The organism is Nocardiopsis sp. CC223A (assembly GCF_030766825.1).
Lineage (GTDB): Bacteria > Actinomycetota > Actinomycetes > Streptosporangiales > Streptosporangiaceae > Nocardiopsis.
Window position 1 is genome coordinate 22,150 of the sequence record NZ_JASFDV010000060.1, and the last position, 22,833, is coordinate 44,982.

Sequence of the window (22,833 nt, forward strand, 5' to 3'; positions counted from 1 at the left end):
CCTCTGTTCGTCCACGGACATCATCCCGGTGGTCGGACCCGGTCAGTACGACAGGTCGAGCCCGAGCAGCCCGAAGGTGACGGCGAACCACTGGACGGCGAGCAGCGCCGCCAGGACCAGTGCGCCCGCCGTGTACCGCTTCCACCCGGCGCGCCGCCGCACGTCCCCGACCACGGCCCAGGCCGCGGGCAGGATCGCCGCGCACCCCAGCAGCTGGAGCCCCTGGATCCCGCGCAGGACGGCCTCGGGGACCTCCTGCAATCCCATGACCGCGACGATCACCATGCCCCAGCCGGCCAGGGCCGCGACCGCGCAGGCCACGCCGATCCGGGTGAGCACCCGGGCGGTGCGCCCGGCCCGGTCGCGGGCGGGCCGGGACAGCAGGCGGCGCGCCACGGCTCCGACGGGCCAGGACAGCACCGCGACGACCAGGACCACCGCGGCGGACAGCAGGACCGGCAGGGCCGCGGACGTCGCGGGATCGGCGCGCAGCAAAGTGAACGCGGAGGCGAAGCCGATGGCCTCCACCCGGTCCCCCTCCACCCTCATGGTGAGGATCCGCTGCCCGCCGACCTCGCGCCACACCCACGGCTCGACCTCCTCGTAGACCGTGGGGGTCAGGGTCTCCGGTCCCGGGGTGACCAGGATCGTGCCGTCCTCGCGGGCGATCACAGCGGTCGCGGACAGAGCCCCGGCGACGGACAGGAAGGTGCTGTGCATCGTCCGCGAGGGCGTGTAGGAGCCCTCCGCCATGCGCGCGTGCTCCACGGCCGTGTCCGTGCCCGCGGCGGCCGGGGGCTCACCGGGCAGGTAGCGGTCGACGAACCCGCTGACGACGGCCTCGCGCAGGGCCATGCTGTCGGTGGCCCCGTCACCGCCGCCGTTGAGGGACACGAAGATCCCGGTCCCGTGCTCGGGCTGGATCGACAGGCGCGAGTGGAAGAAGAGCGTGTCGCCGCCGTGTCCGAGGACCCGGTGGCCGTTGCGGTCCTCCTCGAAGAAGCCGAGGGTCATCCGCGGCCCCTCGGCGAGGGCCCCCAGGGACGCGGAGTCCAGGGCGGGGGAGTGCATGAGTTCGAGGGTCTCCGGCGCGAGGGGTGCCGCCTCCGGGTCGGTCTCGCCCAGGTGGGCGAGCATGAACCGGGCCATGTCGGGGGCCGAGGCGGTCAGCGCCCCCGCGGGGGAGCCCTCGATGATCTCGAAGAACCCGGTCCCGGAATCGGCGTTCATGTACCCCTGGGAGAGCCGTCCGCTCAGCTCGTCGGGGAGCGGCTGGGAGAAGGTGGAGGAGTCCATGCCCAGGGGTTCGAGGACGGTGGCGTCCACGTACTCGTCGAAGGGGACCCCGGACTCCAGCTGGACGATGTACCCGGCCAGGGCCATGCCGTAGTTGGAGTAGGCCGGGACCGTGCCGGGCGGGTAGACCTGCTCCGGCGGGTCCTCGACCAGGGTGGAGCGCAGGTCGAACCCGTCGCCCTCGGCCTTGATCAGCCCCCGGGCGCGCTCCTCGAACCCGGGGGTGTGGGTCAGCAGGTGCCGCAGGGTGACCGGCTCGTCGAACGCGGTGGGGAGCGTGAAGTCCAGGTACTCGTTCACGTCGGTGTCCAGGTTCAGGCGGCCCTCCTCGACCAGCCGCATCACGGCCGTCGCGGTGAAGAGCTTGGACACCGAGCCCACCCGGAACAGCGTCTCCTCGGGGTCGACCGGCACCGGCTCGCCCCCGTCGGCACCGGTGTCGGCGTACCCGTAGCCGCGGCTGGTGAGGATCTCGCCGTCGTGGACGACGGACACGACGGCGCCGGGGATGCCGGTGTCGTCGAGGGCGGCGGGGAGCAGGCCGTCGAGCCAGGCGTCGACGTCCTGCGCGGTGAGTTCGGCGGCCGCGGGGACCGGGGTCGCGGGGGCGGGCGGGGCGGTCGCCGCGGGGGCGGCGCACCCCACGGCGAGTAGGGCGACGGTGCCCGCGGCGGCGGCCGCGGCGGCGAGAGGGCGTCGGCGCGGCGGTGCGGTGGTCTGTTCGGGGATCACGGTCCCCTCCCTTCCGGTGGTGTGATCCCAGCGTCGCGGAACCCGCACCCCCGGCACATCGGGCGCGGATCGGCATCACGGTTGCGACTTTGGTAGGAGGCGGCTCCGCCGCAGGGCCCGGGAGGCTCCGGACCCTCCCGGGCCCCGGACCCTCGGGGGCCTCCGGGTCGACATACCGACGGGCCGACATGGCGACCGACCGACATGGCGGTGGGCCGACACACCGACGGTGCACGGAGAGGCACCGAGCCCCGCCCCCGGCGAGCCCGGGCGGCACACCCGGGAAACCTCGAACGACATGTCGACACGACGGTACGACGACAAAGCCGACCACCCACCGGCAGCACAGGGCAGCAGCCCCACCCCCGCAGACCCCGCCCCCCGGCACACCCGGGAAACCTCGAACGACATGTCGACACGACGGTACGACGACAAAGCCGACCACCCACCGGCAGAACAGGACGGCAGCCCCACCCCCGCGGACCCCGCCGCCTCAGCGGACCGGACAGGCCGCGGGCCTCGACCCACCACCACCGGAGGTACGCGGCTCACCTCACCGGACGAGGTCCTTGAGGTAGGCGGCGGTGCGGCTCCCGGGCACGGCGGCCACCTCGGCGGGGGTCCCGGCGGCGACCACCCGGCCGCCCTCGTCACCGCCGCCCGGCCCCAGGTCGATGACGTGGTCGGCGGCGGCGACGATCCGCATCTCGTGCTCGGCGGCGACCACGGTCGCACCCGCGTCGACGAGGTCGCGCAACCGCTCCATGAGCACGTCGGCGTCGTGCGGGTGCAGCCCGGTGGTGGGCTCGTCCAGCAGGTAGACGGTGTCGGCGACGGTGCGGCGCTGGAGTTCGGTGGCGAGTTTGATCCGCTGGGCCTCCCCGCCGGACAGTTCGGTGGCGGGCTGCCCCAGCCGCAGGTAGCCCAGGCCGACCGCGCTCAGGGTGTCCAGCGAGCGCGCCACGGCCGGCGCTTCGGCGAAGAACTCCAGTGCTTCGTCCACCGACAGGTCCAGGACCTCGGCGACGGTGAGCCCCCGGTAGGCCACCCGCAGGGTGTCGGGGTTGTAACGGGCGCCCCCGCAGGTGGGGCAGGGGGCGTAGGTGCTGGGCAGGAACAGCAGCTCCACGGACACGAACCCCTCACCCTCGCAGGTGGGGCAGCGCCCCTCGGGCACGTTGAAGGAGAACCGGCCGGGTCCGTACCCGAACCCCTTGGCCTCGTCGGTGGCGGCGAACAGCCTGCGGACCGTGTCGAACAGCCCCGTGTAGGTGGCCGGGTTGGAGCGGGGGGTGCGGCCGATGGGCTTCTGGTCCACCCACACCGCCCGGCCGCGGGCGGCGGCGCGCTCCTCGATCGCGCCGAGCAGGGTGGACTTGCCCGAACCGGACACCCCGGTGACGGCGGTGAACACGCCCAGCGGCACGTCGACGTCCAGTCCGCGCAGGTTGTTGCGGTCGGCCCCGCGCACCTCCAGGGTCCCGGAGGGGGCGCGGCCCACCCGTTCGGGGGCGGGCGATCCGAAGAGGTAGCGGCGGGTGACCGACTCCCCGACCTCGGCGAGCCCGGCCACCGGGCCGCTGTAGAGCACCCGGCCCCCGTTGCCGCCGGCTCCGGGCCCCACGTCCACGACCCAGTCGGCACCGCGCACGATGTCCATGTCGTGTTCCACGAAGCACACGGTGTTGCCGCCGTCGCGCAGCCGCCGCAGGATGCCCGACAGGGCCTCGCAGTCCGCCGGGTGCAGCCCGGCCGACGGCTCGTCCAGCACGTACACCACCCCGAACAGGGCGGTGCGCACCTGGGTGGCCAGCCGGATGCGCTGGAGTTCGCCGGTGGAGAGGGTGGGCGCGGGGCGGGCGGTGCTCAGGTATCCCAGGCCCAGCTCCACCAGCACCTCGACGCGGGCGGTGATGTCCTGGACGAGGGTGCCCGCGGGTCCGGGGTCGTCGTGCCAGGCCGCGAGCAGACCGGCGAGCGCGGACAGCGGCATCCGGGCCAGTTCGTCGATGCTCCGGTCCGCGAAGGTCACGCGCAGCGCCGCCCGGTTGAGCCGCCGCCCGTCGCATTCGCGGCAGACCCGCTCGTCCATGAACGACCGGGCCCGTTCCTTGCGGGCCTCGCTGGCCGAGGACGCGTACGCCTTGAGGACCAGCCGCCGGGCACTGCTGTAGGTGCCCTGGTAGGGGCGCTGCACCCGGCCCGCCTCCCGGACGGGGTGCACGGTGACCACCGGCTGCTCGTCGGTGAACAGGATCCACTCGCGGTCCTCGCGCGGGAGTTCGCGCCAGGGGCGGTGGACGTCGTACCCGAGGGTGTCGAGGATGTCGCGCAGGTTCTTGCCCTGCCACGCGCCGGGCCAGGAGGCGACGGCGCCGTCGGCGATGCTCAGCGACGGGTCGGGGACCAGCGATTCCTCGGTGACCTCGTACTCCACGCCCTCCCCGTGACAGACCGGGCAGGCGCCGACCGCGGTGTTGGGGGAGAAGGAGTCCGAATCCAGGTGCTCGGCCCCGGGCGGGTAGGTCCCGGCCCGGGAGAAGAGCATGCGCAGCGAGTTGGAGACCGCCGTCAGGGTGCCCACCGTGGACCGCCCCGAAGGGGCCGAGCGGGCCTGGGCCAGAGCGACCGCGGGCGGCAGGCCGGTGATGGCGTCGACGTCCGGGGCGGGCAGCTGCTGGAGCAGGCGGCGCGCGTACGGGGCGACCGACTCCAGGTAGCGGTGCTGGGCCTCGGCGTACAGGGTGCCGAACGCGATCGAGGACTTGCCGGACCCGGACACCCCGGCGAACGCGACGAGCGCGTCGCGGGGCAGGGACACGTCCACGGCGCGCAGGTTGTGCACCCGCGCGCCGCGGACCCGGATGTGGGCGTCGGTGTTCTCCATGCTCCGAGGATTACCCGACGCGGGACCGTGCCCGGCCCGCGGCCCGCCCGGAGACGGCGGACCCGGACGGGCCGCGGGAGGGGGAGGGCGCCGTGTCAGGATGCCGCCCCTCCCGCGGCCCCGGCCCCGGTCCTGGCCTCCGGCGCCGCCCCGCCCCCGGCCGGGGCGGCGCCGGAGGAGGAGGTCAGCCGGTGTAGTTGGGGTCCTCGGGGATGGGCATGGCCGGGTCGGCACCGGACGGGTCGTCCGGCGCCGGGGAGGGAACGTCCGGGTCGGGGTTGGTGCCGTCGCTCGGCACCGCGGAGGGAACGTCCGGATCGGGGTTGGTGCCGTCGCCCGGGGCCGTGGCCTCGGGGCTGGGAGTCGGGGTGGCGACGCTCTCCGAGTCGGCCGGGGCGTCGTCCGACGCGAGGGCCGGGGCCGTTCCGAAGAAGGCCGCCGCCATGGCGGCGATGATGAGCACTCGGGATTTCACTCGCATGGTCGACCTCTTGTCGTGTCGTCGTTCTCGGGAATCCGCTCGGTGAGCGGTCATTCGGTGATCTCGACCGGGGTGCCCAGCGGCAGGCGTTCGGCCATCCAGGAGATGTCGTCGTTGGACACCCGGATACAGCCGTGGCTGACCTCGCCGCCCAGGCCCGAGTTGTCGTTGGTGCCGTGCACCGCGAGCTGTCCGGGCCCGCCCGCGAAGGTCTCCAGGGTGTCGGAGTGCCCGCTGAGGCCGAAGGCGTAGACGCCGTAGTCCCCCTCGGGGTCCGAGGGTTGGAGCAGCTCGGTGAAGTAGTACTCACCGGGCGGCGTCGGTGTCTCGGCCGTACCGATGCCGATCGGGCCGGTCCGCAGCTCCTCCCCGCCTTCGACGACGGTGAAGGAGAACTCCGACATGTCGATCTCCACGCGGAACGCGGTGACGGTGAGTTCGACGTCGTCGGCCTCGATCCAGCCGGTGGACCCGTTGGGCCGCACCGGCAGCAGCACCTCCAGCCAGTCGCCCCGGACCTGCCGGACGAGGAAGGTGCGGTCGGCGCCGAAGTCGTTCGGACTGGCGAGGGTGTGCACCACCTCGCCGCCGTCCGGCTCGGAGCGGACCTCGACCTCGTCGCCGACGGCCGTGGCGATGTGGGCGCCCTCGGATGCCGCGGCCTCTCCTGCCCCTCCAGCCCCTCCTACCTCTCCAGAGGGTTCCTCCGGGGCTCCGGAGGAGGACGAGCAGGCGGTGGCCGCGGTCAGGACCGCGATCGCGGCCAGTGCGGGCAGCGTCCCGGCGGTTCCGCGGGGCATCAGGGATCGGCGCATGGGGGTCCATCCGGTCGAGGAGTCCGGCGGGGCTCTCCGCACCGGACGCCATGAAGAGTGGACGAGGAATGTGAAGAACCCGTGTGGCCGCCGTGTGCGTCCCGTGTTCCGACCTGGGGCGACCCGTTCCGGCCCCCGGTAGGCCCCGGCGGGCCGCCGGGCGGCGCCCGTACGATCGTCGGTGGCGGGGGCCCGTCGCCCCCGGTCGGCGAACGGAGGTCCTCCACGTGTGCGCGCATGTCCTGGTGGCCGAGGACGATGTGAACCAGGCAGAGCTGATCCGGCGTTATCTGGAGCACGAGGGCCATACGGTCCGTGTGGTCCACAACGGGCGCGCCGTGCTGGAGGAGCACCACCGCGACCGCCCCGACCTGGTCGTGATGGACGTGATGATGCCGGTGATGAGCGGGCTGGAGGCGTGCCGGGTGCTGCGCGCCGAGTCCGACGTGGCGGTGCTGCTGCTCACCGCGCGCTCCACCGAGGAGGACCTGCTGACCGGGCTGGACCTGGGCGCCGACGACTACGTCACCAAGCCCTACAGCCCGCGCGAGCTGATGGCGCGGGTGCGCACGCTGCTGCGGCGTTCGCGCACCCCGGTCCGGGACGAGGAGCGGGTGCTGAACGCCGGCCCGATCAGCGTGGACCCGGCCCGGCACGCGGTGCGGGTGGACGGGGCGCCGGTGGAGTGCACCCCCGTGGAGTTCCAGTTGCTGCGGGCGCTGGCCGCCAGGCCGGGCCTGGTGCTGAGCCGGGCCCAGCTGCTGGAGCTCATCCACGGGATCAGCGGTTACATCACCGAGCGCACCATCGACGTGCACGTGAAGAACCTGCGCCGCAAGATCGAGCCCGATCCGCGGCGGCCGGTCCGGCTGGTCACCGTCTACGGGATCGGCTACAAGTTGGTGGGGCCCGACCGTGGCCGCTGAGCGGCGCGGATCCGAGCGTCGGGGCTCGCTCCGGCACGGCCTGCTGTTCCGGCTGCTGACGGGGTCGGTCCTGGTGGCGGTCTGCTCGATCACGGCGACGGCCTGGCTGGCGGTGCAGCGGACGTCGGAGTCCATCACCGTCCAGCAGGGCGAGACATTGGCGGTGGACACCCACATCCACGACACCCTCGTCGGCTACGCGGCGACCCACCGGGGGTGGGAGGGGGTGGAGGAGACCGTCCGGGAGCTGGCCGGAGAGACCGGCCGCCGGATCGTCCTCACCACCGAGGGCCGGTCCGTGATCGCCGACTCCGCCGTCATCGCCGAGGGGGCCGCCGGTGACGCCCCGCCGCTGCCGCCCAGGACGTCGTCGGTGGTGGACGCGCTGGCGGTGGACGTGACCCTGGCCGCCGAGAGCGGTGACCGCATCGACCCGCGGGCGGTGGGCCCGTTCGCTCTGACCGACCACGAGCGCGCGCTGGTGCGCGCCGACGCCGAGCAGGGGGCGCGCTGCCTGCGAACCCTGTACGGCGTTCCGGCGGAGGTGGTGACCGGGCCGACCGGGCGCCCCGCGGTCCAGGCAGAGCAGACGGACGTGTACATGTGGGCCGACTGCGGCCTCGACGTCCTGGAGGAACCGGTCGGGGGCGAGGAGGAGGCGCTGGCCGACCTGAACGCCCGGGTCTCCGACTGCGGGTCGGGTTCCGGGGCGCGGCCCCTCGTGTACAAGATGGACGGCCGTACCGGGGGGCTCGCCATCACGGACACCCGGCCGGAGGAGCAGCCGGAGCGGGAGAGCACGGTCGAGGCCCGGGCGCCGGCCGCCCCCGACGACCCCGAGAGCCCGTCCCCTGCCGACGAACCGGACCCCGACCCGCCCGGGGAGGAGGGGGGCGTCGAACCCCGGCCGGACGATCCGTCGGCCGGGGTGCCGCCCTCCTCCGCCCCGGATACCGGGGATTCGGGCGCCGGGGTGCCAGAGGAGCCGACGGCCCCCCAGGACTGGGGCGCCGCCCCGGCCGCCCCCACCCCCGTCCCCTCCGACTCCGACGACCCGGCGTGGTCGCAGGTCCAGGTGCCGCCGGAGACCGCGTCCTGTATGGACGCCGCCCGCCGCGCCCAGCTCGACCCCTACGTGGCCCCCGCCGCGCTGCTGTTCATCGACGACCCGGCGGAGGACGCGGGGGCGGGGCTCTCCCTGTCCCGCGAGGGTGCGCTGCGCGTGGGCGGGGTGGTGCTGCTGGTCCTGGTGCTGACCGTGGTGGTGAGCACGACCCTGGCGACCCGGCTGCTGCGTCCCGTCCACGCGCTCACCGACGCCGTCAACCGGATGCGCGAGGGCGGCGGCCCCGCCCGGGTGGAGGTCCGCGACTCCGGGGAGATCGGCCGCCTGGCGGAGGCGTTCAACGAGATGTCCGAGCACCTGGAACAGGCCGAGGAACAGCGCAAGGCCATGGTGAGCGACGTGTCGCACGAGCTGCGCACCCCGCTGAGCAATCTGCGCGGCTGGCTGGAGGCCGTCCAGGACGGTGTGGTCGCCCCCGAGCCGGACCGCATGGGGATGCTGCTGGGGGAGACCCTGCTGCTCCAGGCGGTCATCGACGACCTCCAGGACCTCGCCCTGGCCGACGCCGGGCGGCTGCGGCTGTCCCCGGAGCCGGTGGAGGTCGGCCCGCTCGTCGATCAGGTGGCCGCCGGCCACGGGCTGCGCGCGGAGGAGGCCGGGGTGCGGCTGGTCGCCGAGGTCCGCGACGTGACCCTGGTGGCCGACCGCACCCGGCTGCTCCAGGTGCTGGGGAACCTGGTCGGGAACGCGCTGCGGCACACCCCGCGGGGCGGGACCGTCACCGTGCGGGCGCACCGGGCGGGCTCGGAGGCGGTGCTCCGGGTGAGCGACACCGGGGTCGGCATCGCCGAGGGGGACCTGCCGCACGTCTTCGACCGGTTCTGGCGGGCGGACAGGTCCCGCAACCGGCGCACCGGCGGCAGCGGGCTGGGGCTGGCCATCGTGCGCGGGCTGGTGGAACTGCACGGCGGGACGGTGGCGGTGAGCAGCACGGTCGGGGAGGGCACGACCTTCACCCTCCGGCTGCCCCTGGCCGGTCCCCCGGAGGGGGGACCGGCCCAGGAGCGTGAGAGCCGCGGTTAGACCAGGCCGCGGCGGCGCAGCAGCGGCTCCAGGCGCGGCTCCCGGCCCAGGAACTCCGCGGTGGCCCGCATCGGGTCGACGCTGCCGCCCACCGAGAGCACGTACCGGCGGAAGCGGTCGCCGTTCTCCCGGGTGAGGCCGCCGTTCTCGGTGAACCACTCCACGCTGTCGGCGTCCAGGACCTCGCTCCACACATAGGAGTAGTAGCCCGCGTGGTAGTCGCCGGCGAAGCAGTGCTGGAGGTACGCGGTCCGGTAGCGGGGGCGGACCAGGTCCAGGGCCAGGCCCCACCTCTCCAGCGCCTGCGCCTCGAAGGCGTGCGGGTCCACCTCCTGCCCGGGGGCGATCCGGTGCCAGGACCAGTCCAGGAGCGCCGCCGCCAGGTACTCGACCGTCGCGAAGCCCTGGTCGTAGCGCTCGGCCGCGGCCAGCTTCTCGATGAGCTCGGCGGGCACCGGCTCCCCGGTCTCGTGGTGGCGGGCGTAGTTCGCCAGGACCTGCGGGTGGTTGGCCCACATCTCGTTCACCTGGGAGGGGAACTCCACGAAGTCGCGCGGCACCTCGGTGCCCTCCAGGCGCGGGTACCGCACCGACGACAGCAGCCCGTGCAGGGCGTGCCCGAACTCGTGGAAGGCGGTGTTGACCTCGTCGGGGGTGAGCAGGGTCGGTCCCGAGCCCGGCTTGGTGATGTTGAGGTTGTTGACCACCACCGGCTTCTGGCCCAGCAGCTCGGACTGCTCCACCAGGTTGTGCATCCACGCGCCGCCCTGCTTGGTGGGGCGGGCGTAGGGGTCGAGCAGGAACAGGCCCAGCTCGGAGCCGTCGGCGTCGAACACCTCCCACACGCGCACGTCCGGGTGGTAGCCGGACAGGTCGGTGCGCTCGGTGAAGGTGATGCCGTACAGGCCGGTGGCGGCGTGGAAGACGCCGTCGGCGTAGACCCGGTCCAGCTCGAAGTACGGGCGCAGCGCGGCCTCGTCCACCTCGTAGCGGCCGCGGCGCACCTGCTCCGCGTAGAACGGCCAGTCCCACGGCTCGATCGGGTGCCCGGCCAGCTCCGCCAGTTCCTCGGTCTGGCGTAGGACGTTGCGCACAGCGGGCTCGACCATGGCGCCCAGCCGCTCCTCGACCGCCTCGGGGGTCTTGGAGGTCTGGTCGGCGACCTTGTAGGAGGCGTGGTCGGCGTAGCCGAGCAGGGCGGCGCGCTCGGCGCGCAGCAGCGCCATGCGGGCGGCGATCTCCTTGTTCTTCGGGGCGCGCTCGACGCTGAGCCGGAAGAGGCGCTCGCGCACGGACCGGTCGGTGAGGCGGGCCATCACGGGGTGCAGGGTGGTGTTGTGCAGCGGCAGCGCGTAGGTGCCGTCCTCACGGGCGGCCACGGCGATGCGGTCCTCGTCCAGGCCGTCCAGTGCGGCGGCGTCGGCCACGACCAGTGCGGACTCGGTGGCGGCGGTCACCCCGTTCTGGCCGAACTCGGTGGACAGCCGGGCCAGTTCCCCGTTGATCTCCCGCAGCCGCTCCTGGGCGTCGCCGTCCAGCCGGGCGCCGGCCTTGACGAAGTCGGTGCGGTAGCGCTCCAGGAGCGCCTCGTCCTCGGGGCCCTCGGCGGTCACCTGCTCGATCCGCTCCCACAGGGCGCGGTCGAGGGTGATGGCGTCGGCGTGCGCGCTCAGCCGGGGCATCATCTCCGTCTCGATCTCCTGAACGCGGTCGGAGGCGTCGGAGGAGGTGAAGGTGAAGAAGACGTTCGAGACGCGGCGCAGGACGGCCCCGGAGCGCTCCAGTGCGACCAGGGTGTTCTCGAACGTGGCGGGGGCCGGGTCGTTCTTGATCGCCTCGATCTCGGCGAGCTGCTCGGCCATGCCGCGCTCGAAGGCGGGCACGAAGTGCTCCTCGCGGATTTTCGCGAAGTCGGGGAGCCCGTAGGGCAGACCGCTGGGTGCGAAGAACGGGTTGTCGGTCAAGGTCGGGACTCCTCCGGGGTCGTGCAACGGTCTCCGTGCCGTTCTACCGCGCCCGGGGCTTCCTGTCACACGGCTTTCGTCGCACGGGGCGCCTTATCGACATGTAAAGACGACTTGTCGATTTCGGGGGCTCTTGTACAGCCCCGCCCGCACGGTGGCGGCGCCGACGGGCCCGGCCTGGCCGCGGCCCGGGAGGCCCTGTGGGCCCGGGCCGCGGAGGCCGCCGAGTCCGGCTCCCGGCTCGTGCGGGCCCTGCGGTCGGAGCGGTCGACGGATCGCTGAAGGGACAAGAGGCTTTGTCGACCCGCCGAGACGTGGTCTCAGCGGCCGTACTACCGGGGGACCGGGATAGGGGCGCGCCGCTCGCGCATCGTCTCCGGGCCGCCCACCCCGGCAGGGAAGGGCACCTGGAGGGCGGCAGGATGCAGGCCGTGCGCCGGCAGGGCGCGATTGGGGCCGTCCACGTCCTTGACCCGGGCGATCAGGTAGCGGCCGTCCCGGATCACGAACTCCACGCCCCGGCCGGGGCGGCGCTCGGTGGAGTTCCCGTCGGTGCGCAGCGTGATGTCGCGCGCCCGGCACCGGCGCCGACTCCGGCGGTTTCCAGATCATTGCGAGCGGATTGACACCGAATGAACGCCGGGCGTGCGTTCACCCCAGAGGCTTGCCCGGGGAAAATCACTCAGCAATCATTGACTCAATGAACACTGAGCTTTCACTCGAACGCCGGGTCAGGCTCCACGCGGCCCTGGCGGACACCGCCCGCCTGGCCATCACCGACACGCTGTGCACCGGCGACGCCTCGCCCTCGGAGCTGGGCAGGCGCCTGGGAATGCGCTCCAACCTCGTCGCCCACCACCTGCGTGTGCTGGAGGAGGCCGACGTCATCACCCGGGTCCCCTCCGAGGCCGACCATCGCCGCACCTACATCCGACTCCGGCCCGAAGCGCTCACCGCGCTGGCCCCGGCCGCGCTCCTGCACGCGCCCCGGGTGGTGTTCGTGTGCACCCACAACACGGCCCGTTCCCAACTGGCCGCCGCCCTGTGGCAGGACCGCGGCCCCGTCCCCGCCGTCTCGGCCGGAACCCGCCCCGGCCCGCGTGTCCACGAACGCGCTCTGAGCACCGCCCGCCGCCACGGTCTGAGGTTGCACCCCCAGCGCACGGCCCACATCGACGACGTGCTGCGCGAGGACGACCTGGTCGTGGTGGTCTGCGACAGCGCCCACGAGGAGCTCTCCCCCGATCGGCCTCGACTGCACTGGTCGATCCCCGACCCCGTCCGCACGGACACCGACACCGCGTTCGAGGACGCCTTCACCCAACTCAGCGACCGCGTCGAGCGGCTCGCGACCACCGTCCAGCCCGAGGAGAGGCCATGACCCACCAGCGGCGCCAGTTCACCGTCGACCAGCAGTACGCGTTGTTGGTCGCCACACGCAACCTCGCCGACGAGTTCACGGGCGTCTTCAACGCCGAGACCATCGAGCGGTTCCTGCACACCAGCTACGACCAGTTCGCGGCCAAGGCCACCGTCGCCCAGTTCCTGCCCCTGCTCGCGGAGCGGTTCGCCCGCCAGCGCCTGCACGCGCTGGCCCGGGTCGAGAACAAGGTGGACGACGACCGCCCCGTCGTGCTCTTCCTGTGCGTGCACAACGCCGGCCGCAGTCAGATGGCGCTGGGTTTCTTCCGTCACCTGGCCGGCGACCGGGCGATCGCCTGGTCCGGCGGCTCCGAGCCGGGGCAGGAGGTCAACCGGGCGGCGGTCGCGGCGATGGCCGAGGTCGGAATCGACATCGCGGGCGAGTTCCCCAAGCCCTGGACCGACGAGGTGGTGCGCGCCGCCGACGTGGTGATCAGCATGGGCTGCGGGGACGCCTGCCCGATCTTCCCCGGCAAGCGCTACGAGGAATGGACCCTGGACGATCCGGCGGAGAAGGACGTGGCGGCGGTGCGGCCGATCCGCGACGAGGTGGAGAGCCGGGTCCGCGCTCTGCTGGCCGAACTGGAGATCCCCGTCTGACGACGGCGGAGCGGATCGCGGCACGCCGCCCGGGGGCGGAAGCGTGGACGTTCCCTACCGCCGTGGCGCGTCCGCCCCGGTGCGGTCAGAGCCGTGGCTGCCCGTTGATCTCCTCGATCAACTCCTCCACTCGCTTTCTGATCTCGTCGCGGATGGGGCGGACCGCCTCGACCCCCTGCCCGGCGGGGTCGGGCAGCTCCCAGTCGAGGTAGCGCTTGCCCGGGAAGATCGGGCAGGTGTCGCCGCACCCCATGGTGATGCACACGTCGGAGGCCTCGACGGCGTCGACGGTGAGGAGCTTGGGGTGCTGGTCGGTGATGTCGATGCCGACCTCGGCCATGGCCTCGACCACGGCCGGGTTGAGGGTGTCCGCCGGTGCGGACCCGGCCGAACGGACCTCGATCCGCCCCTCGGACAGGTGGGTCAGCCAGGCGGCGGCCATCTGGGAGCGGCCGGCGTTGTGCACGCAGACGAAGAGCACGGAGGGTGTGTCGGTCATGGCCTTCTCTCACTTCATCGATCCGGGCGAGCGGAGAACTCGCATCAGGCTCGAATGATATGGCAACATCAGTCCATGATGACATCAGTCGACACTGATCTGATTCGCGTGCTGGGAGACCCGCTGCGTCTACGGATCGTGACCCTGCTCGCCACCGAAACACTGTGCACCACGCACCTGGTCGCCGAGACCGGCGCCCGCCAGACCAACCTGTCCAACCACCTGCGCGTCCTGCGCGAGGCCGGAGTGGTCGAGACCGAGCCCTGCGGCCGGTTCACCTACTACCGGCTGGTCCCCGAGCGGCTTGAGGGACTGTCCGAGACCCTGGCCGACCTGGCGGCCACCGCACGTTCCACACAGGCCGAGCAGAACCGGAGGGCCTGCTGATGGCGCACCCCGAGAAGACGGCACCGGCGGCCGGCACCCCGGTCGTGGCGAAACTCTCGTTCCTGGACCGGTTCCTGGCGGTGTGGATCCTGCTCGCCATGGCCGTCGGGCTGGGACTGGGCCGCGTGGTCCCGGGCCTGAACGAGGCGCTGGCCGCACTGGAGATCGGCGGGATCTCCCTGCCCATCGCCCTGGGCCTGCTGGTCATGATGTACCCGGTGCTGGCCAAGGTCCGCTACGACCGCCTGGACACCGTCACCCGCGACCGGCGCCTGCTCGTCTCCTCCCTGGTGGTCAACTGGGTGATCGGCCCCGCGGTGATGTTCGCGCTGGCCTGGATCTTCCTGGCGGACCTGCCCGAGTACCGCACCGGGCTGATCATCGTGGGCCTGGCCCGGTGCATCGCGATGGTGATCATCTGGAACGACCTGGCCTGCGGTGACCGGGAGGCCGCCGCCGTCCTGGTGGCGCTGAACTCGGTGTTCCAGGTGCTGGCCTTCGGGCTGCTGGGCTGGTTCTACCTGGACCTGCTCCCCGGGTGGCTGGGCCTGGACACCGGCGACCTGGACGTCTCCCCCTGGCTGATCGCGCTCAACGTGGTCATCTTCCTCGGCGTGCCCCTGGCCGCGGGGTTCCTCACCCGCACGCTCGGCGAGAAGCGCATGGGCCGGGAGCGCTACGAGTCGGCGTTCCTGCCGCGGATCGGGCCGTGGGCGCTGTACGGGCTGCTGTTCACCATCGTCCTGCTCTTCGCCCTCCAGGGCGACCGGATCACCGACCAGCCGCTGGACGTGGCGCGCATCGCCGTCCCCCTGCTCGCCTACTTCGTCATCATGTGGTTCGGTACGTTCGTGTTCGGCAAGGCGATCGGGATGGACTACGGCCGCACCACCACGCTGGCGTTCACCGCGGCGGGCAACAACTTCGAGCTGGCCATCGCGGTGGCCATCGCGACCTTCGGCGTCACCTCCGGGCAGGCGCTGGCGGGTGTGGTGGGGCCGCTGATCGAGGTGCCCGTGCTGGTGGGCCTGGTGTACGTGTCCCTGGCCTGGCGCAAGAGGTTCGGCGCCCGAAGCGAGTAGCGCCCCCGCGGGTCGGGGCCCGCCGCGGAGCGCGCGGCCCCGACCCGCCCGGCGTCCCCCGCCGCCGGTGGAACACCGGGCGGCAGAGCACCCGACACATGCGGAAAGGCCGAGGATGCACACGCAGGAGCGCACGGTCGACGTCGCGGTCATCGGAGGCGGACAGGCCGGACTCGCGGCCGGGTACCACCTGCGCCGGGCCAAGGCCGACCACGTCATCCTGGACGGCGGCGCCGTGCCGGGCGGATCCTGGACCGAGTACTGGCACTCGCTGCGGCTGTTCTCGCCCGCCGGGCACAGCATGCTGCCGGGCTGGTGGATGCCGGCCGAGGAAGGGCACGAATACCCGAGTGCGGCGCATGTGGCCTGGTACCTGAAGGAGTACGAACGCCGCTACGACCTGCCCGTGCACCGTCCGGTCCGGGTGACAGGCGTGGAGCGAACGGATGGGGCGGCCTTGCGGGTGCTCACCGACCGGGGACGATGGAAGGCGCGTTATGTCATCAGCGCCACCGGCACCTGGGGCAATCCGTACATCCCCGACGTTCCCGGGCGTGCGGAGTTCCAGGGCGGGCAACTGCACACCGTCGGCTACCGGGAACCCGACGGGTTCGCCGGGCAGCGGGTCGTCGTGGTCGGCGGGGGCAACTCGGCGGCACAGATCCTCGCCGAACTCTCCCGGGTCGCCGAGACCACGTGGGCCACGGCGCGTCCTCCCCGGTTCCTCCCCGACGATGTGGACGGCCGCGCCCTGTTCGACATCGCCACCCGGCGGCAGCGGGCCGCGCAGAACGGCGACCGGGCGGCGCGGGGGGTCGGTGACCTGGGGGACATCGTGATGGTGCCATCGGTCAGACAGGCCCGCGACCGGGGAGCGCTCAAGGCCGAGCCGATGTTCGACCGCCTCACCCGCACCGGCCCGGTGTGGGCGGACGGCACCGAATCGGCGTGCGACGCCATCGTGTGGTGCACGGGCTTCCGGCCCGTCCTGGACCACCTGGCCCCGCTGGGGGTGGCCGACGCGCGGGGGCGGGTCCCGGTGGCGGGCACCCGCTCACTCGCCGAACCGCGGCTGCACCTGCTGGGCTACGGCGACTGGACCGGCACGGCCTCGGCCACGCTCATCGGCGCCGGTCGCACGGCCAAGGCGGCCGTGGCCGAGATCACCGAGGCCCTGGCCCGGGAGAAGGCGACCGGACCCCGGTAGCCGTACTTTTAGCAGTACGCAAAAGACCCGCCGGTGTTCCGGCGGGTCTTTTCGCTGGTGGGCGTACCAGGACTTGAACCTGGGGCCTCATCCTTATCAGGGATGCGCTCTAACCGACTGAGCTATACGCCCGTGTTCCGTGTGGAACTCTACCGCATCCGATCGGCCGGGGCGAACCGGTTCTCGAAGGCGGACAGGAGTCGGGGCGCGGCACGCGCGCCCCTCTTCACCTTCGATTTTACCGGTTGCGGAGAGTGCTCCGAACACCCGCCGGAACGCCGGTGGGCCCGGTCCCCGAAGGGTCCGGGCCCACCGGGGCACGGCCGCTACTCGGCCTCGGAGAGGGTGATGTCCAGGCCGCCCACCAGGTCGGCGACCAGGTTGTAGACCATGGCGCCCACCGTGGACAGGGCGGTGATGAGCACGATGTTCAGCGCGCCGACCACACCCGTGTAGCCGAGCACCCGGCCGGGGGAGAACCACGCCGCGGGGTTGAGGCCCAGCTCGTCCTCGCCGCCGCCGTCGCCCTCCAGCAGGGCGTTGATCATGTTCGTCAGCTCGTCGAACACGCCCAGCATCGACAGGGTCGCGTAGATCACGGCGATCGCGACGAACAGGATGATGAAGCACACCAGCGACACGACGAAGCTGAACTTCATCACCGACCACGGCTCCACGCGGGACACGGTCAGGTGCGCCTTGCGGCTGCTGAGGGTCGCCTTGCCCGCGGCCGCCTGCTGGGGCTCGGATCCGTCCGGGGTCTCCGTCATGGTGGCCGCCTCTCCGCCGCCCGCCGGGGCCGTATCGGTCGTCTCCACGTCCCCTGCGGGAGCGGCGTCGTTCGTGGTGGTGTTCCGCTGGTTGTCAGACATAGAAACGTTACCGCTGGACTTTCCTTGAGAGCGGGTGGTTGAAGCGACCTGGACCCGCGGGGGTGGTCCGTACCCCCACGGGTCCTATCGGGACTTAACGCGCAGTCTAGGCCTCGGGTTCACCTTCGGACGCGACCGTCTCGTCGACCGTGTCGCCTGCGGCGACCTCAAGCTCCTCCTCGGCGTCACCGGCCTCGGCGTTGCGGGCGATGGCGACGATCTTGTTGCCCTTGTCGAGGTTCATCAGCCGGACGCCCATGGTGGTGCGGCCCGACTGCTTGACCTCGGCGGCGCCGGTGCGGATGACCCCGCCGGCGGAGGTGATCGCGAAGACCTCGTCGATCTCCGGGTCCACCATGAGCGCGCCCACCAGCTTGCCGCGGGCCTCGACCACCTTGGCGGTCAGCACGCCCTTGCCGCCCCGGTTCTGCACCGGGTACTGGTCGGAGGGGGTGCGCTTGGCGTAGCCGTTCTCGGTGGCGACCAGGACGTCGGTGGACCCGTCGCCGGGCCGGATGACGTCCATGCTGAGCAGGTAGTCGCCCTCCAGGAACCGCATGCCGATCACACCGCTGGTCGCCCGGCCCATGGGGCGCAGCGACTCGTCGGAGGCGGGGAAGCGGATCGCCTGGGCGTCGCTGGAGATCAGCAGCAGGTCGTCGTCGCCGAAGACCAGGCGGGCGGCGATCAGCTCGTCGCCCTCGCGCAGGTTGATCGCGATGATGCCGGCCGAGCGCGCCGAGTCGAAGTCCTCCAGGCGGGACTTCTTGACCAGGCCCTCGCGGGTGGCCAGGACCATGTACGGCGCGGCCTCGTAGTCGCGCAGCGCCATGATCTGGGCGATCTCCTCGCCCGGCTGGAACGGCAGCAGGTTGGCGACGTGCTGACCGCGCGCGTCGCGGGCGGCCTCGGGCAGCTCGTAGGCCTTCGTCCGGTACACCCGGCCCTGGTTCGTGAAGCACAGGATCCAGTGGTGGGTGGTGGTGACGAAGAAGTGCTGGACGATGTCGTCCTGCTTGAGTTGGGCCCCGCGCACGCCCTTGCCGCCGCGCTTCTGCGCCCGGTAGTTGTCGATGCGCGTGCGCTTGGCGTATCCACCGCGGGTGATCGTGACGACCACGTCCTCCTCCGCGATGAAGTCCTCCATGCGCATGTCACCCTCGAACGGGATGATGTGCGTGCGCCGCTCGTCGCCGTACTTGTCGACGATCTCGCCCAGTTCCTCGCGGATGATGCTCCGCTGGCGGACGTCCGACTCCAGGATGTCGTTGTAGTCGGCGATCTGCGCCATGAGCTCGTCGTACTCGGACGTGAGCTGGTTGCGCTCCAGGGCGGCCAGCTTGCGCAGCTGCATGTCCAGGATGGCGCGGGCCTGGACGTCGTCGATGTCCAGCAGGCCCATGAGGCCGGTGCGGGCGTCGTCGGCGGAGGCGCTGGAGCGGATGAGGGCGATGACCTCGTCGATCCGGTCCATGGCCTTGAGCAGCGCGCGCAGGATGTGGGCGCGCTCCTCGGCCTTGCGGAGCAGGTACCGGGTGCGCCGGACGATGACCTCGACCTGGTGCTTGACCCAGTGCCGGATCATCTGGTCCAGGCGCAGGGTGCGCGGCACCCCGTCGACCAGCGCCAGCATGTTGGCGCCGAAGGTCTCCTGGAGCTGGGTGTGCTTGTACAGGTTGTTGAGCACGACCTTGGCGACGGCGTCGCGCTTGAGCACGATGACCAGGCGCCGGCCGGTGCGGCCGCTGCTCTCGTCGCGCACGTCGGCGATGCCGTTGACCTTGCCGTCCTTGACCAGCTCGGCGATCTTCAGCGCGAGGTTGTCCGGGTTGACCTGGTAGGGCAGCTCGGTGACGACCAGGGCCTGGCGGCCCCGCTGGTCCTCCTCGACCTCGACCACGGCACGCATGGTGATGGAGCCGCGCCCGGTCCGGTACGCCTCCTCGATACCGCGCTTGCCGACGATGAGGCCGCGGGTCGGGAAGTCGGGGCCCTTGATCCGCGCGATGAGCGCGTCGAGCAGGTCCTCGTCCGCGGCCTCGGGGTTGTCGAGGAACCAGTTGACGCCCTCGGCGACCTCGCGCAGGTTGTGCGGCGGGATGTTGGTGGCCATGCCGACCGCGATGCCCGAGGAGCCGTTGACCAGCAGGTTCGGGAAGCGGGCGGGCAGCACGACGGGCTCGGAGGAGCGGCCGTCGTAGTTGGGCCGGAAGTCGACGGTCTCCTTGTCGATGTCCCGGAGCATCTCCATGGCCAGCGGGGCGAGCTTGCACTCGGTGTACCGCATGGCGGCCGCCGGGTCGTTGCCCGGGGAGCCGAAGTTGCCGTTGGGGTCGACCAGCGGCATGCGCATGGACCACCACTGGGCCAGCCGGACCAGGGTGTCGTAGATGGCGCTGTCACCGTGGGGGTGGTAGTTGCCCATCACGTCGCCGACGACGCGGGCGCACTTGAAGAACCCGCGGTCGGGGCGGTAGCCGCCGTCGTACATCGCGTACAGCACGCGCTGGTGGACGGGCTTGAGCCCGTCGCGGACGTCGGGCAGGGCGCGGCCGACGATGACCGACATCGCGTAGTCGAGGTAGCTGCGCTGCATCTCGACCTGGATGTCGACCGGCTCGATGCGGTCGGTGACGCGTTCCAGCTCCTCCACGGAGGATTCCGCTCCCTCAGGGGCGTCCGGGTTGTTCGCATCCGTCACGGATGTCGATCCCTTCTACGAAGCTTCGTTGAGCTCGGTTCACTGCCCGGGACACGGCCCCGGGCCCGGTCCCTAGATGTCCAGGAAGCGGACGTCCTTGGCGTTGCGCTGGATGAAGGCGCGTCGGGACTCGACGTCCTCGCCCATGAGCACGCTGAACATCTCGTCGGCCTGGGCGGCGTCCTCCAGGCTGACCTGGAGGAGGATCCGCTGGTCGGGGTCCATGGTGGTGTCCCACAGCTCGTTGGCGTTCATCTCGCCCAGACCCTTGAAGCGCTGGACCATGTCGCGCGGGCGCGGGTCCCTCTTGCCGGCGGCGATGCCCGCCTCGATCACGCGGTCGCGCTCGGCGTCGGAGAAGGCGTAGCTCGCGTCGGAGCCGCGCTGGTCCCACTTGATCTTGTACAGCGGCGGCTGGGCCAGGTAGACGTGGCCCAGCTCCACCAGCGGCTTCATGAAGCGGAACAGCAGGGTGAGCAGCAGGGTCCGGATGTGCTGGCCGTCGACGTCGGCGTCGGCCATCAGGATGATCTTGTGGTACCGCAGCTTCTCGACATCGAACTCCTCGTGGATGCCGGTGCCCAGGGCGGTGATGATCGCCTGGACCTCGTTGTTCTTGAGGATGCGGTCGATGCGGGACTTCTCGACGTTCAGGATCTTGCCGCGGATGGGCAGGATGGCCTGGTTGTTCGGGTTGCGGCCGCCCTTGGCGGAGCCGCCCGCGGAGTCGCCCTCCACGATGTAGACCTCGCACTCCTCCGGGTTGGTCGACTGGCAGTCGGACAGCTTGCCGGGGAGGGAGGTGGATTCCAGGAGGGTCTTGCGGCGGGTGAGGTCGCGGGCCTGGCGGGCGGCGATGCGGGCGCGGGCCGCCTGGCTGGCCTTGGACACGATGTCCTTGGCCTCGCCGGGGTTGCGCTCGAACCAGTCGCGCAGGTGCTCGTTGGTGACCTTCTGGACGAAGGACTTGGCCTCGGTGTTGCCGAGCTTGGTCTTGGTCTGGCCCTCGAACTGCGGTTCGGCGAGCTTGACCGAGATGATGGCGGTGAGGCCCTCGCGGATGTCGTCGCCGGTGAGGTTGTCCTCCTTCTCCCGCAGCAGCTTCTGGTCGCGGGCGTACCGGTTGACGATGGTGGTGAGCGCCGAGCGGAAGCCCTCCTCGTGGGTGCCGCCCTCGGTCGTGTTGATCACGTTCGCGAAGGTGTGCACCGACGAGGTGTAGGAGTGGTTCCACTGCATGGCGATCTCCGCCGACATCCCCTCGCCCTCTTCCTCGAAGGAGATGATCGACGCGTGCGCCGGCTCCTTCTTGGCGTTGATGTAGCTGACGAAGTCGGACAGGCCGTTCTCGTAGTGGAACGTGTTGACCGTCGGCCCGCCGTCGGTGTGGTCGGGCCGCTCGTCGCGGATGGTGATGGCGAGCCCCTTGTTGAGGAACGCCGTCTCCTGGAGGCGACGGGACAGGGTCTCGTACGAGAACGTGGTGGTCTCGAAGATCGAGCCGTCGGCCCAGAAGGTGATCTGGGTGCCGGTCTCGTCGGTGGCCTCGCCCTTGACGAGCTCGCCCGTGGGGGCGGTCATCTCGTAGTGCTGGCGCCAGACGTGGCCCTCACGGCGGATCTCGACGTCCAGTGCGGTGGACAGCGCGTTGACGACGGAGACGCCGACACCGTGCAGACCGCCGGAGACCGCGTAGGACTTGCCGTCGAACTTGCCGCCCGCGTGCAGCGTGGTCAGGACGACCTCGACCGCCGGACGCTTCTCCACCGGGTGGAGGTCGACGGGGATGCCGCGGCCGTTGTCGGCCACCCGCACGCCGCCGTCGGCCAGCAGGGTCACCTCGATCGCGTCGGCGTGGCCCGCCATCGCCTCATCGACGGAGTTGTCGACCACCTCGTAGACGAGGTGGTGAAGGCCGCGCTCCCCGGTGGAACCGATGTACATTCCGGGGCGCTTGCGAACCGCTTCAAGCCCCTCCAGAACCGTGATTGATCGAGCGTCGTAGGCCAAGTGGGTACACCCTCCTGCTGGGGACGCCTGTCGACCGCGGCCGAGCGGATGACGACGGACCGACGGCATGGAGATCACAGGGGTCGGGATGCCGCGACACCTGGGGGATCACCGTTCGCCGCACGGTTCGTCCGCCCACCCTCTCTTGGGGGCGTGATACCGGCTACAGGCGTCTGAAGAACCACCTCCATGATACCCCGCGCGGTACGACAAAGTGGCATTGGCGGCCCTGTGCCGCATCACAACGAACGCTCGGGGAGGGAGACGACTCCCCACACACGGGAGGGGCTCCTCGGAGTTCCGGGGGCGCTTCAGATGCGTTGGGGGAGGGTTCGGTTCCGATTCTCCCCCGCCCGCCCCGTCACACCGGTGGACACCACCGAGCACCTACCCCGTGCGTCCCAGCGCAACCATCCCCACCTGCGGCTATCCACAGCCTGTGGACGACCGGCCCCGTCGCGCGGACCGCCGGGGGACTCAACGCCGGCGGGTACCGGGGCCCTTGATCTTGATGGAGACGACGGTTCCGTCGCCCAGTTCCTCATTGAGCCGACGCATCAGATCCCGCACCATCGAACGCGCGTGCGCCACCATCGTCGGCGAATCGGCCACCAGGACCAATTCGCCCTCCGAATAGCTCTCCGGCCGCAGCCTGCGGGCGTTGAACTCGCCGACGATCTCCGACCAGCGCCCGAAAACCCCGCCGATGGCGACCTGTTCCTGCCATCCGTGTTCGATCAGCCAGGTCTTCACCGCGTCCCCGAACATCTGCGGCTCGTTGCGTGACCGCAACCGGCCACGGC

General features: G+C 71.7%; 19 protein-coding genes and 1 tRNA gene. 8 read left to right on the forward strand and 12 right to left on the reverse strand.

Translation table 11 applies throughout. The features are described 5' to 3' along the window. Positions 1 to 42: 42 nt before the first annotated feature. From QJS33_RS21650 to QJS33_RS21665, 4 genes are all read right to left on the reverse strand, one after another. On the reverse strand, positions 43 to 2,028 hold the full coding sequence (locus QJS33_RS21650) for a serine hydrolase (protein ID WP_306369870.1): 1,986 nt from the start codon (positions 2,026 to 2,028) through the stop codon (positions 43 to 45). A 553-nt stretch (positions 2,029 to 2,581) separates the two neighbouring features. Next, entirely contained in the window at positions 2,582 to 4,915 is a 2,334-nt protein-coding gene (locus QJS33_RS21655) for an excinuclease ABC subunit UvrA (protein ID WP_306369871.1), read from the reverse strand. 184 nt (positions 4,916 to 5,099) lie between these two features. Continuing rightward, complete coding sequence (locus QJS33_RS21660; RefSeq protein WP_306369872.1) at positions 5,100 to 5,396, reverse strand: hypothetical protein; 297 nt, start codon at positions 5,394 to 5,396, stop codon at positions 5,100 to 5,102. 50 nt (positions 5,397 to 5,446) lie between these two features. Next, on the reverse strand, positions 5,447 to 6,211 hold the full coding sequence (locus QJS33_RS21665; RefSeq protein ID WP_306369873.1) for a L,D-transpeptidase family protein: 765 nt from the start codon (positions 6,209 to 6,211) through the stop codon (positions 5,447 to 5,449). Positions 6,212 to 6,438: 227 nt separating this feature from the next. Between QJS33_RS21665 and QJS33_RS21670 the strand changes: the two genes are divergently transcribed. Both QJS33_RS21670 and QJS33_RS21675 read left to right on the forward strand, forming a co-directional pair. After that, complete coding sequence (locus QJS33_RS21670) at positions 6,439 to 7,137, forward strand: response regulator transcription factor (protein ID WP_306369874.1); 699 nt, start codon at positions 6,439 to 6,441, stop codon at positions 7,135 to 7,137. Continuing rightward, the gene (locus QJS33_RS21675) at positions 7,127 to 9,286 is read left to right on the forward strand and encodes a cell wall metabolism sensor histidine kinase WalK (RefSeq protein ID WP_306369875.1); all 2,160 of its coding nucleotides are present in this window, start codon (positions 7,127 to 7,129) and stop codon (positions 9,284 to 9,286) included. The genes QJS33_RS21670 and QJS33_RS21675 overlap by 11 nt, the downstream gene beginning before the upstream one ends. Here QJS33_RS21675 and QJS33_RS21680 read toward each other — a convergent pair. After that, entirely contained in the window at positions 9,283 to 11,250 is a 1,968-nt protein-coding gene (locus QJS33_RS21680) for a M3 family metallopeptidase (RefSeq protein ID WP_306369876.1), read from the reverse strand. The two genes, QJS33_RS21675 and QJS33_RS21680, sit on opposite strands and share 4 nt — an antisense overlap. A gap of 114 nt (positions 11,251 to 11,364) precedes the next feature. On the opposite strand from QJS33_RS21680, the gene QJS33_RS21685 reads away from it, so the two are divergent. Then, positions 11,365 to 11,532 (forward strand): hypothetical protein, encoded by a 168-nt coding sequence (locus QJS33_RS21685; protein WP_306369877.1) that lies wholly within the window; start codon positions 11,365 to 11,367, stop codon positions 11,530 to 11,532. A 50-nt stretch (positions 11,533 to 11,582) separates the two neighbouring features. Here the strand turns inward: QJS33_RS21685 and QJS33_RS21690 are convergent, their stop codons facing one another. Further along, positions 11,583 to 11,765: a hypothetical protein gene (locus QJS33_RS21690; protein ID WP_306369878.1), complete on the reverse strand. Its 183-nt coding sequence runs from the start codon at positions 11,763 to 11,765 to the stop codon at positions 11,583 to 11,585. A 185-nt stretch (positions 11,766 to 11,950) separates the two neighbouring features. On the opposite strand from QJS33_RS21690, the gene QJS33_RS21695 reads away from it, so the two are divergent. Together QJS33_RS21695 and QJS33_RS21700 are read left to right on the forward strand one after the other, a co-directional pair. Further along, positions 11,951 to 12,631, forward strand: a complete 681-nt coding sequence (locus QJS33_RS21695; RefSeq protein ID WP_306369879.1) for a helix-turn-helix domain-containing protein — start codon at positions 11,951 to 11,953, stop codon at positions 12,629 to 12,631. Then, the gene (locus QJS33_RS21700) at positions 12,628 to 13,272 is read left to right on the forward strand and encodes an arsenate reductase ArsC (protein WP_306369880.1); all 645 of its coding nucleotides are present in this window, start codon (positions 12,628 to 12,630) and stop codon (positions 13,270 to 13,272) included. Before QJS33_RS21695 ends, QJS33_RS21700 begins: the two co-directional genes overlap by 4 nt. Before the next feature lie 85 nt (positions 13,273 to 13,357). Here the strand turns inward: QJS33_RS21700 and QJS33_RS21705 are convergent, their stop codons facing one another. Beyond that, positions 13,358 to 13,771, reverse strand: coding sequence for an arsenate reductase ArsC (locus QJS33_RS21705; protein ID WP_306369881.1), 414 nt, complete (start codon positions 13,769 to 13,771; stop codon positions 13,358 to 13,360). A gap of 75 nt (positions 13,772 to 13,846) precedes the next feature. On the opposite strand from QJS33_RS21705, the gene QJS33_RS21710 reads away from it, so the two are divergent. The 3 genes from QJS33_RS21710 (at position 13,847) to QJS33_RS21720 (ending at position 16,447) form a co-directional block, all read left to right on the forward strand. Then, the gene (locus QJS33_RS21710; protein ID WP_306369882.1) at positions 13,847 to 14,158 is read left to right on the forward strand and encodes a helix-turn-helix transcriptional regulator; all 312 of its coding nucleotides are present in this window, start codon (positions 13,847 to 13,849) and stop codon (positions 14,156 to 14,158) included. Continuing rightward, the gene (arsB, locus tag QJS33_RS21715; RefSeq protein ID WP_306369883.1) at positions 14,158 to 15,240 is read left to right on the forward strand and encodes an ACR3 family arsenite efflux transporter; all 1,083 of its coding nucleotides are present in this window, start codon (positions 14,158 to 14,160) and stop codon (positions 15,238 to 15,240) included. Before QJS33_RS21710 ends, arsB begins: the two co-directional genes overlap by 1 nt. A gap of 115 nt (positions 15,241 to 15,355) precedes the next feature. Next, on the forward strand, positions 15,356 to 16,447 hold the full coding sequence (locus tag QJS33_RS21720) for an ArsO family NAD(P)H-dependent flavin-containing monooxygenase (RefSeq protein WP_306369884.1): 1,092 nt from the start codon (positions 15,356 to 15,358) through the stop codon (positions 16,445 to 16,447). Positions 16,448 to 16,502: 55 nt separating this feature from the next. On the opposite strand, the gene QJS33_RS21725 is transcribed toward QJS33_RS21720, so the two are convergent. The 5 genes from QJS33_RS21725 to QJS33_RS21745 form a co-directional block, all read right to left on the reverse strand. Beyond that, positions 16,503 to 16,579: transfer RNA gene (locus QJS33_RS21725), tRNA-Ile, on the reverse strand. A gap of 194 nt (positions 16,580 to 16,773) precedes the next feature. After that, positions 16,774 to 17,319: a DUF3566 domain-containing protein gene (locus QJS33_RS21730; protein WP_306369885.1), complete on the reverse strand. Its 546-nt coding sequence runs from the start codon at positions 17,317 to 17,319 to the stop codon at positions 16,774 to 16,776. A 106-nt stretch (positions 17,320 to 17,425) separates the two neighbouring features. Next, complete coding sequence (gyrA, locus tag QJS33_RS21735; protein WP_306369886.1) at positions 17,426 to 20,020, reverse strand: DNA gyrase subunit A; 2,595 nt, start codon at positions 20,018 to 20,020, stop codon at positions 17,426 to 17,428. 72 nt (positions 20,021 to 20,092) lie between these two features. After that, the gene (gyrB, locus tag QJS33_RS21740; protein ID WP_306369887.1) at positions 20,093 to 22,030 is read right to left on the reverse strand and encodes a DNA topoisomerase (ATP-hydrolyzing) subunit B; all 1,938 of its coding nucleotides are present in this window, start codon (positions 22,028 to 22,030) and stop codon (positions 20,093 to 20,095) included. A 477-nt stretch (positions 22,031 to 22,507) separates the two neighbouring features. After that, the coding region (locus QJS33_RS21745; protein ID WP_306369888.1) for a DUF721 domain-containing protein at positions 22,508 to 22,833 on the reverse strand (326 nt) is incomplete at its 5' end.

What these genes read in the sequence shown, in the direction of transcription:
- QJS33_RS21705 (WP_306369881.1), bottom strand. Translation starts at nt 13,771, where the DNA reads ATGACCGACACACCCTCCGTGCTCTTCGTCTGCGTGCACAACGCCGGC.
- QJS33_RS21665 (WP_306369873.1), bottom strand. Translation starts at nt 6,211, where the DNA reads ATGCGCCGATCCCTGATGCCCCGCGGAACCGCCGGGACGCTGCCCGCA.
- QJS33_RS21710 (WP_306369882.1), top strand. Translation starts at nt 13,847, where the DNA reads ATGATGACATCAGTCGACACTGATCTGATTCGCGTGCTGGGAGACCCG.
- QJS33_RS21655 (WP_306369871.1), bottom strand. Translation starts at nt 4,915, where the DNA reads ATGGAGAACACCGACGCCCACATCCGGGTCCGCGGCGCGCGGGTGCAC.
- QJS33_RS21700 (WP_306369880.1), top strand. Translation starts at nt 12,628, where the DNA reads ATGACCCACCAGCGGCGCCAGTTCACCGTCGACCAGCAGTACGCGTTG.
- QJS33_RS21730 (WP_306369885.1), bottom strand. Translation starts at nt 17,319, where the DNA reads ATGTCTGACAACCAGCGGAACACCACCACGAACGACGCCGCTCCCGCA.
- QJS33_RS21695 (WP_306369879.1), top strand. Translation starts at nt 11,951, where the DNA reads ATGAACACTGAGCTTTCACTCGAACGCCGGGTCAGGCTCCACGCGGCC.
- QJS33_RS21720 (WP_306369884.1), top strand. Translation starts at nt 15,356, where the DNA reads ATGCACACGCAGGAGCGCACGGTCGACGTCGCGGTCATCGGAGGCGGA.
- arsB (WP_306369883.1), top strand. Translation starts at nt 14,158, where the DNA reads ATGGCGCACCCCGAGAAGACGGCACCGGCGGCCGGCACCCCGGTCGTG.
- QJS33_RS21660 (WP_306369872.1), bottom strand. Translation starts at nt 5,396, where the DNA reads ATGCGAGTGAAATCCCGAGTGCTCATCATCGCCGCCATGGCGGCGGCC.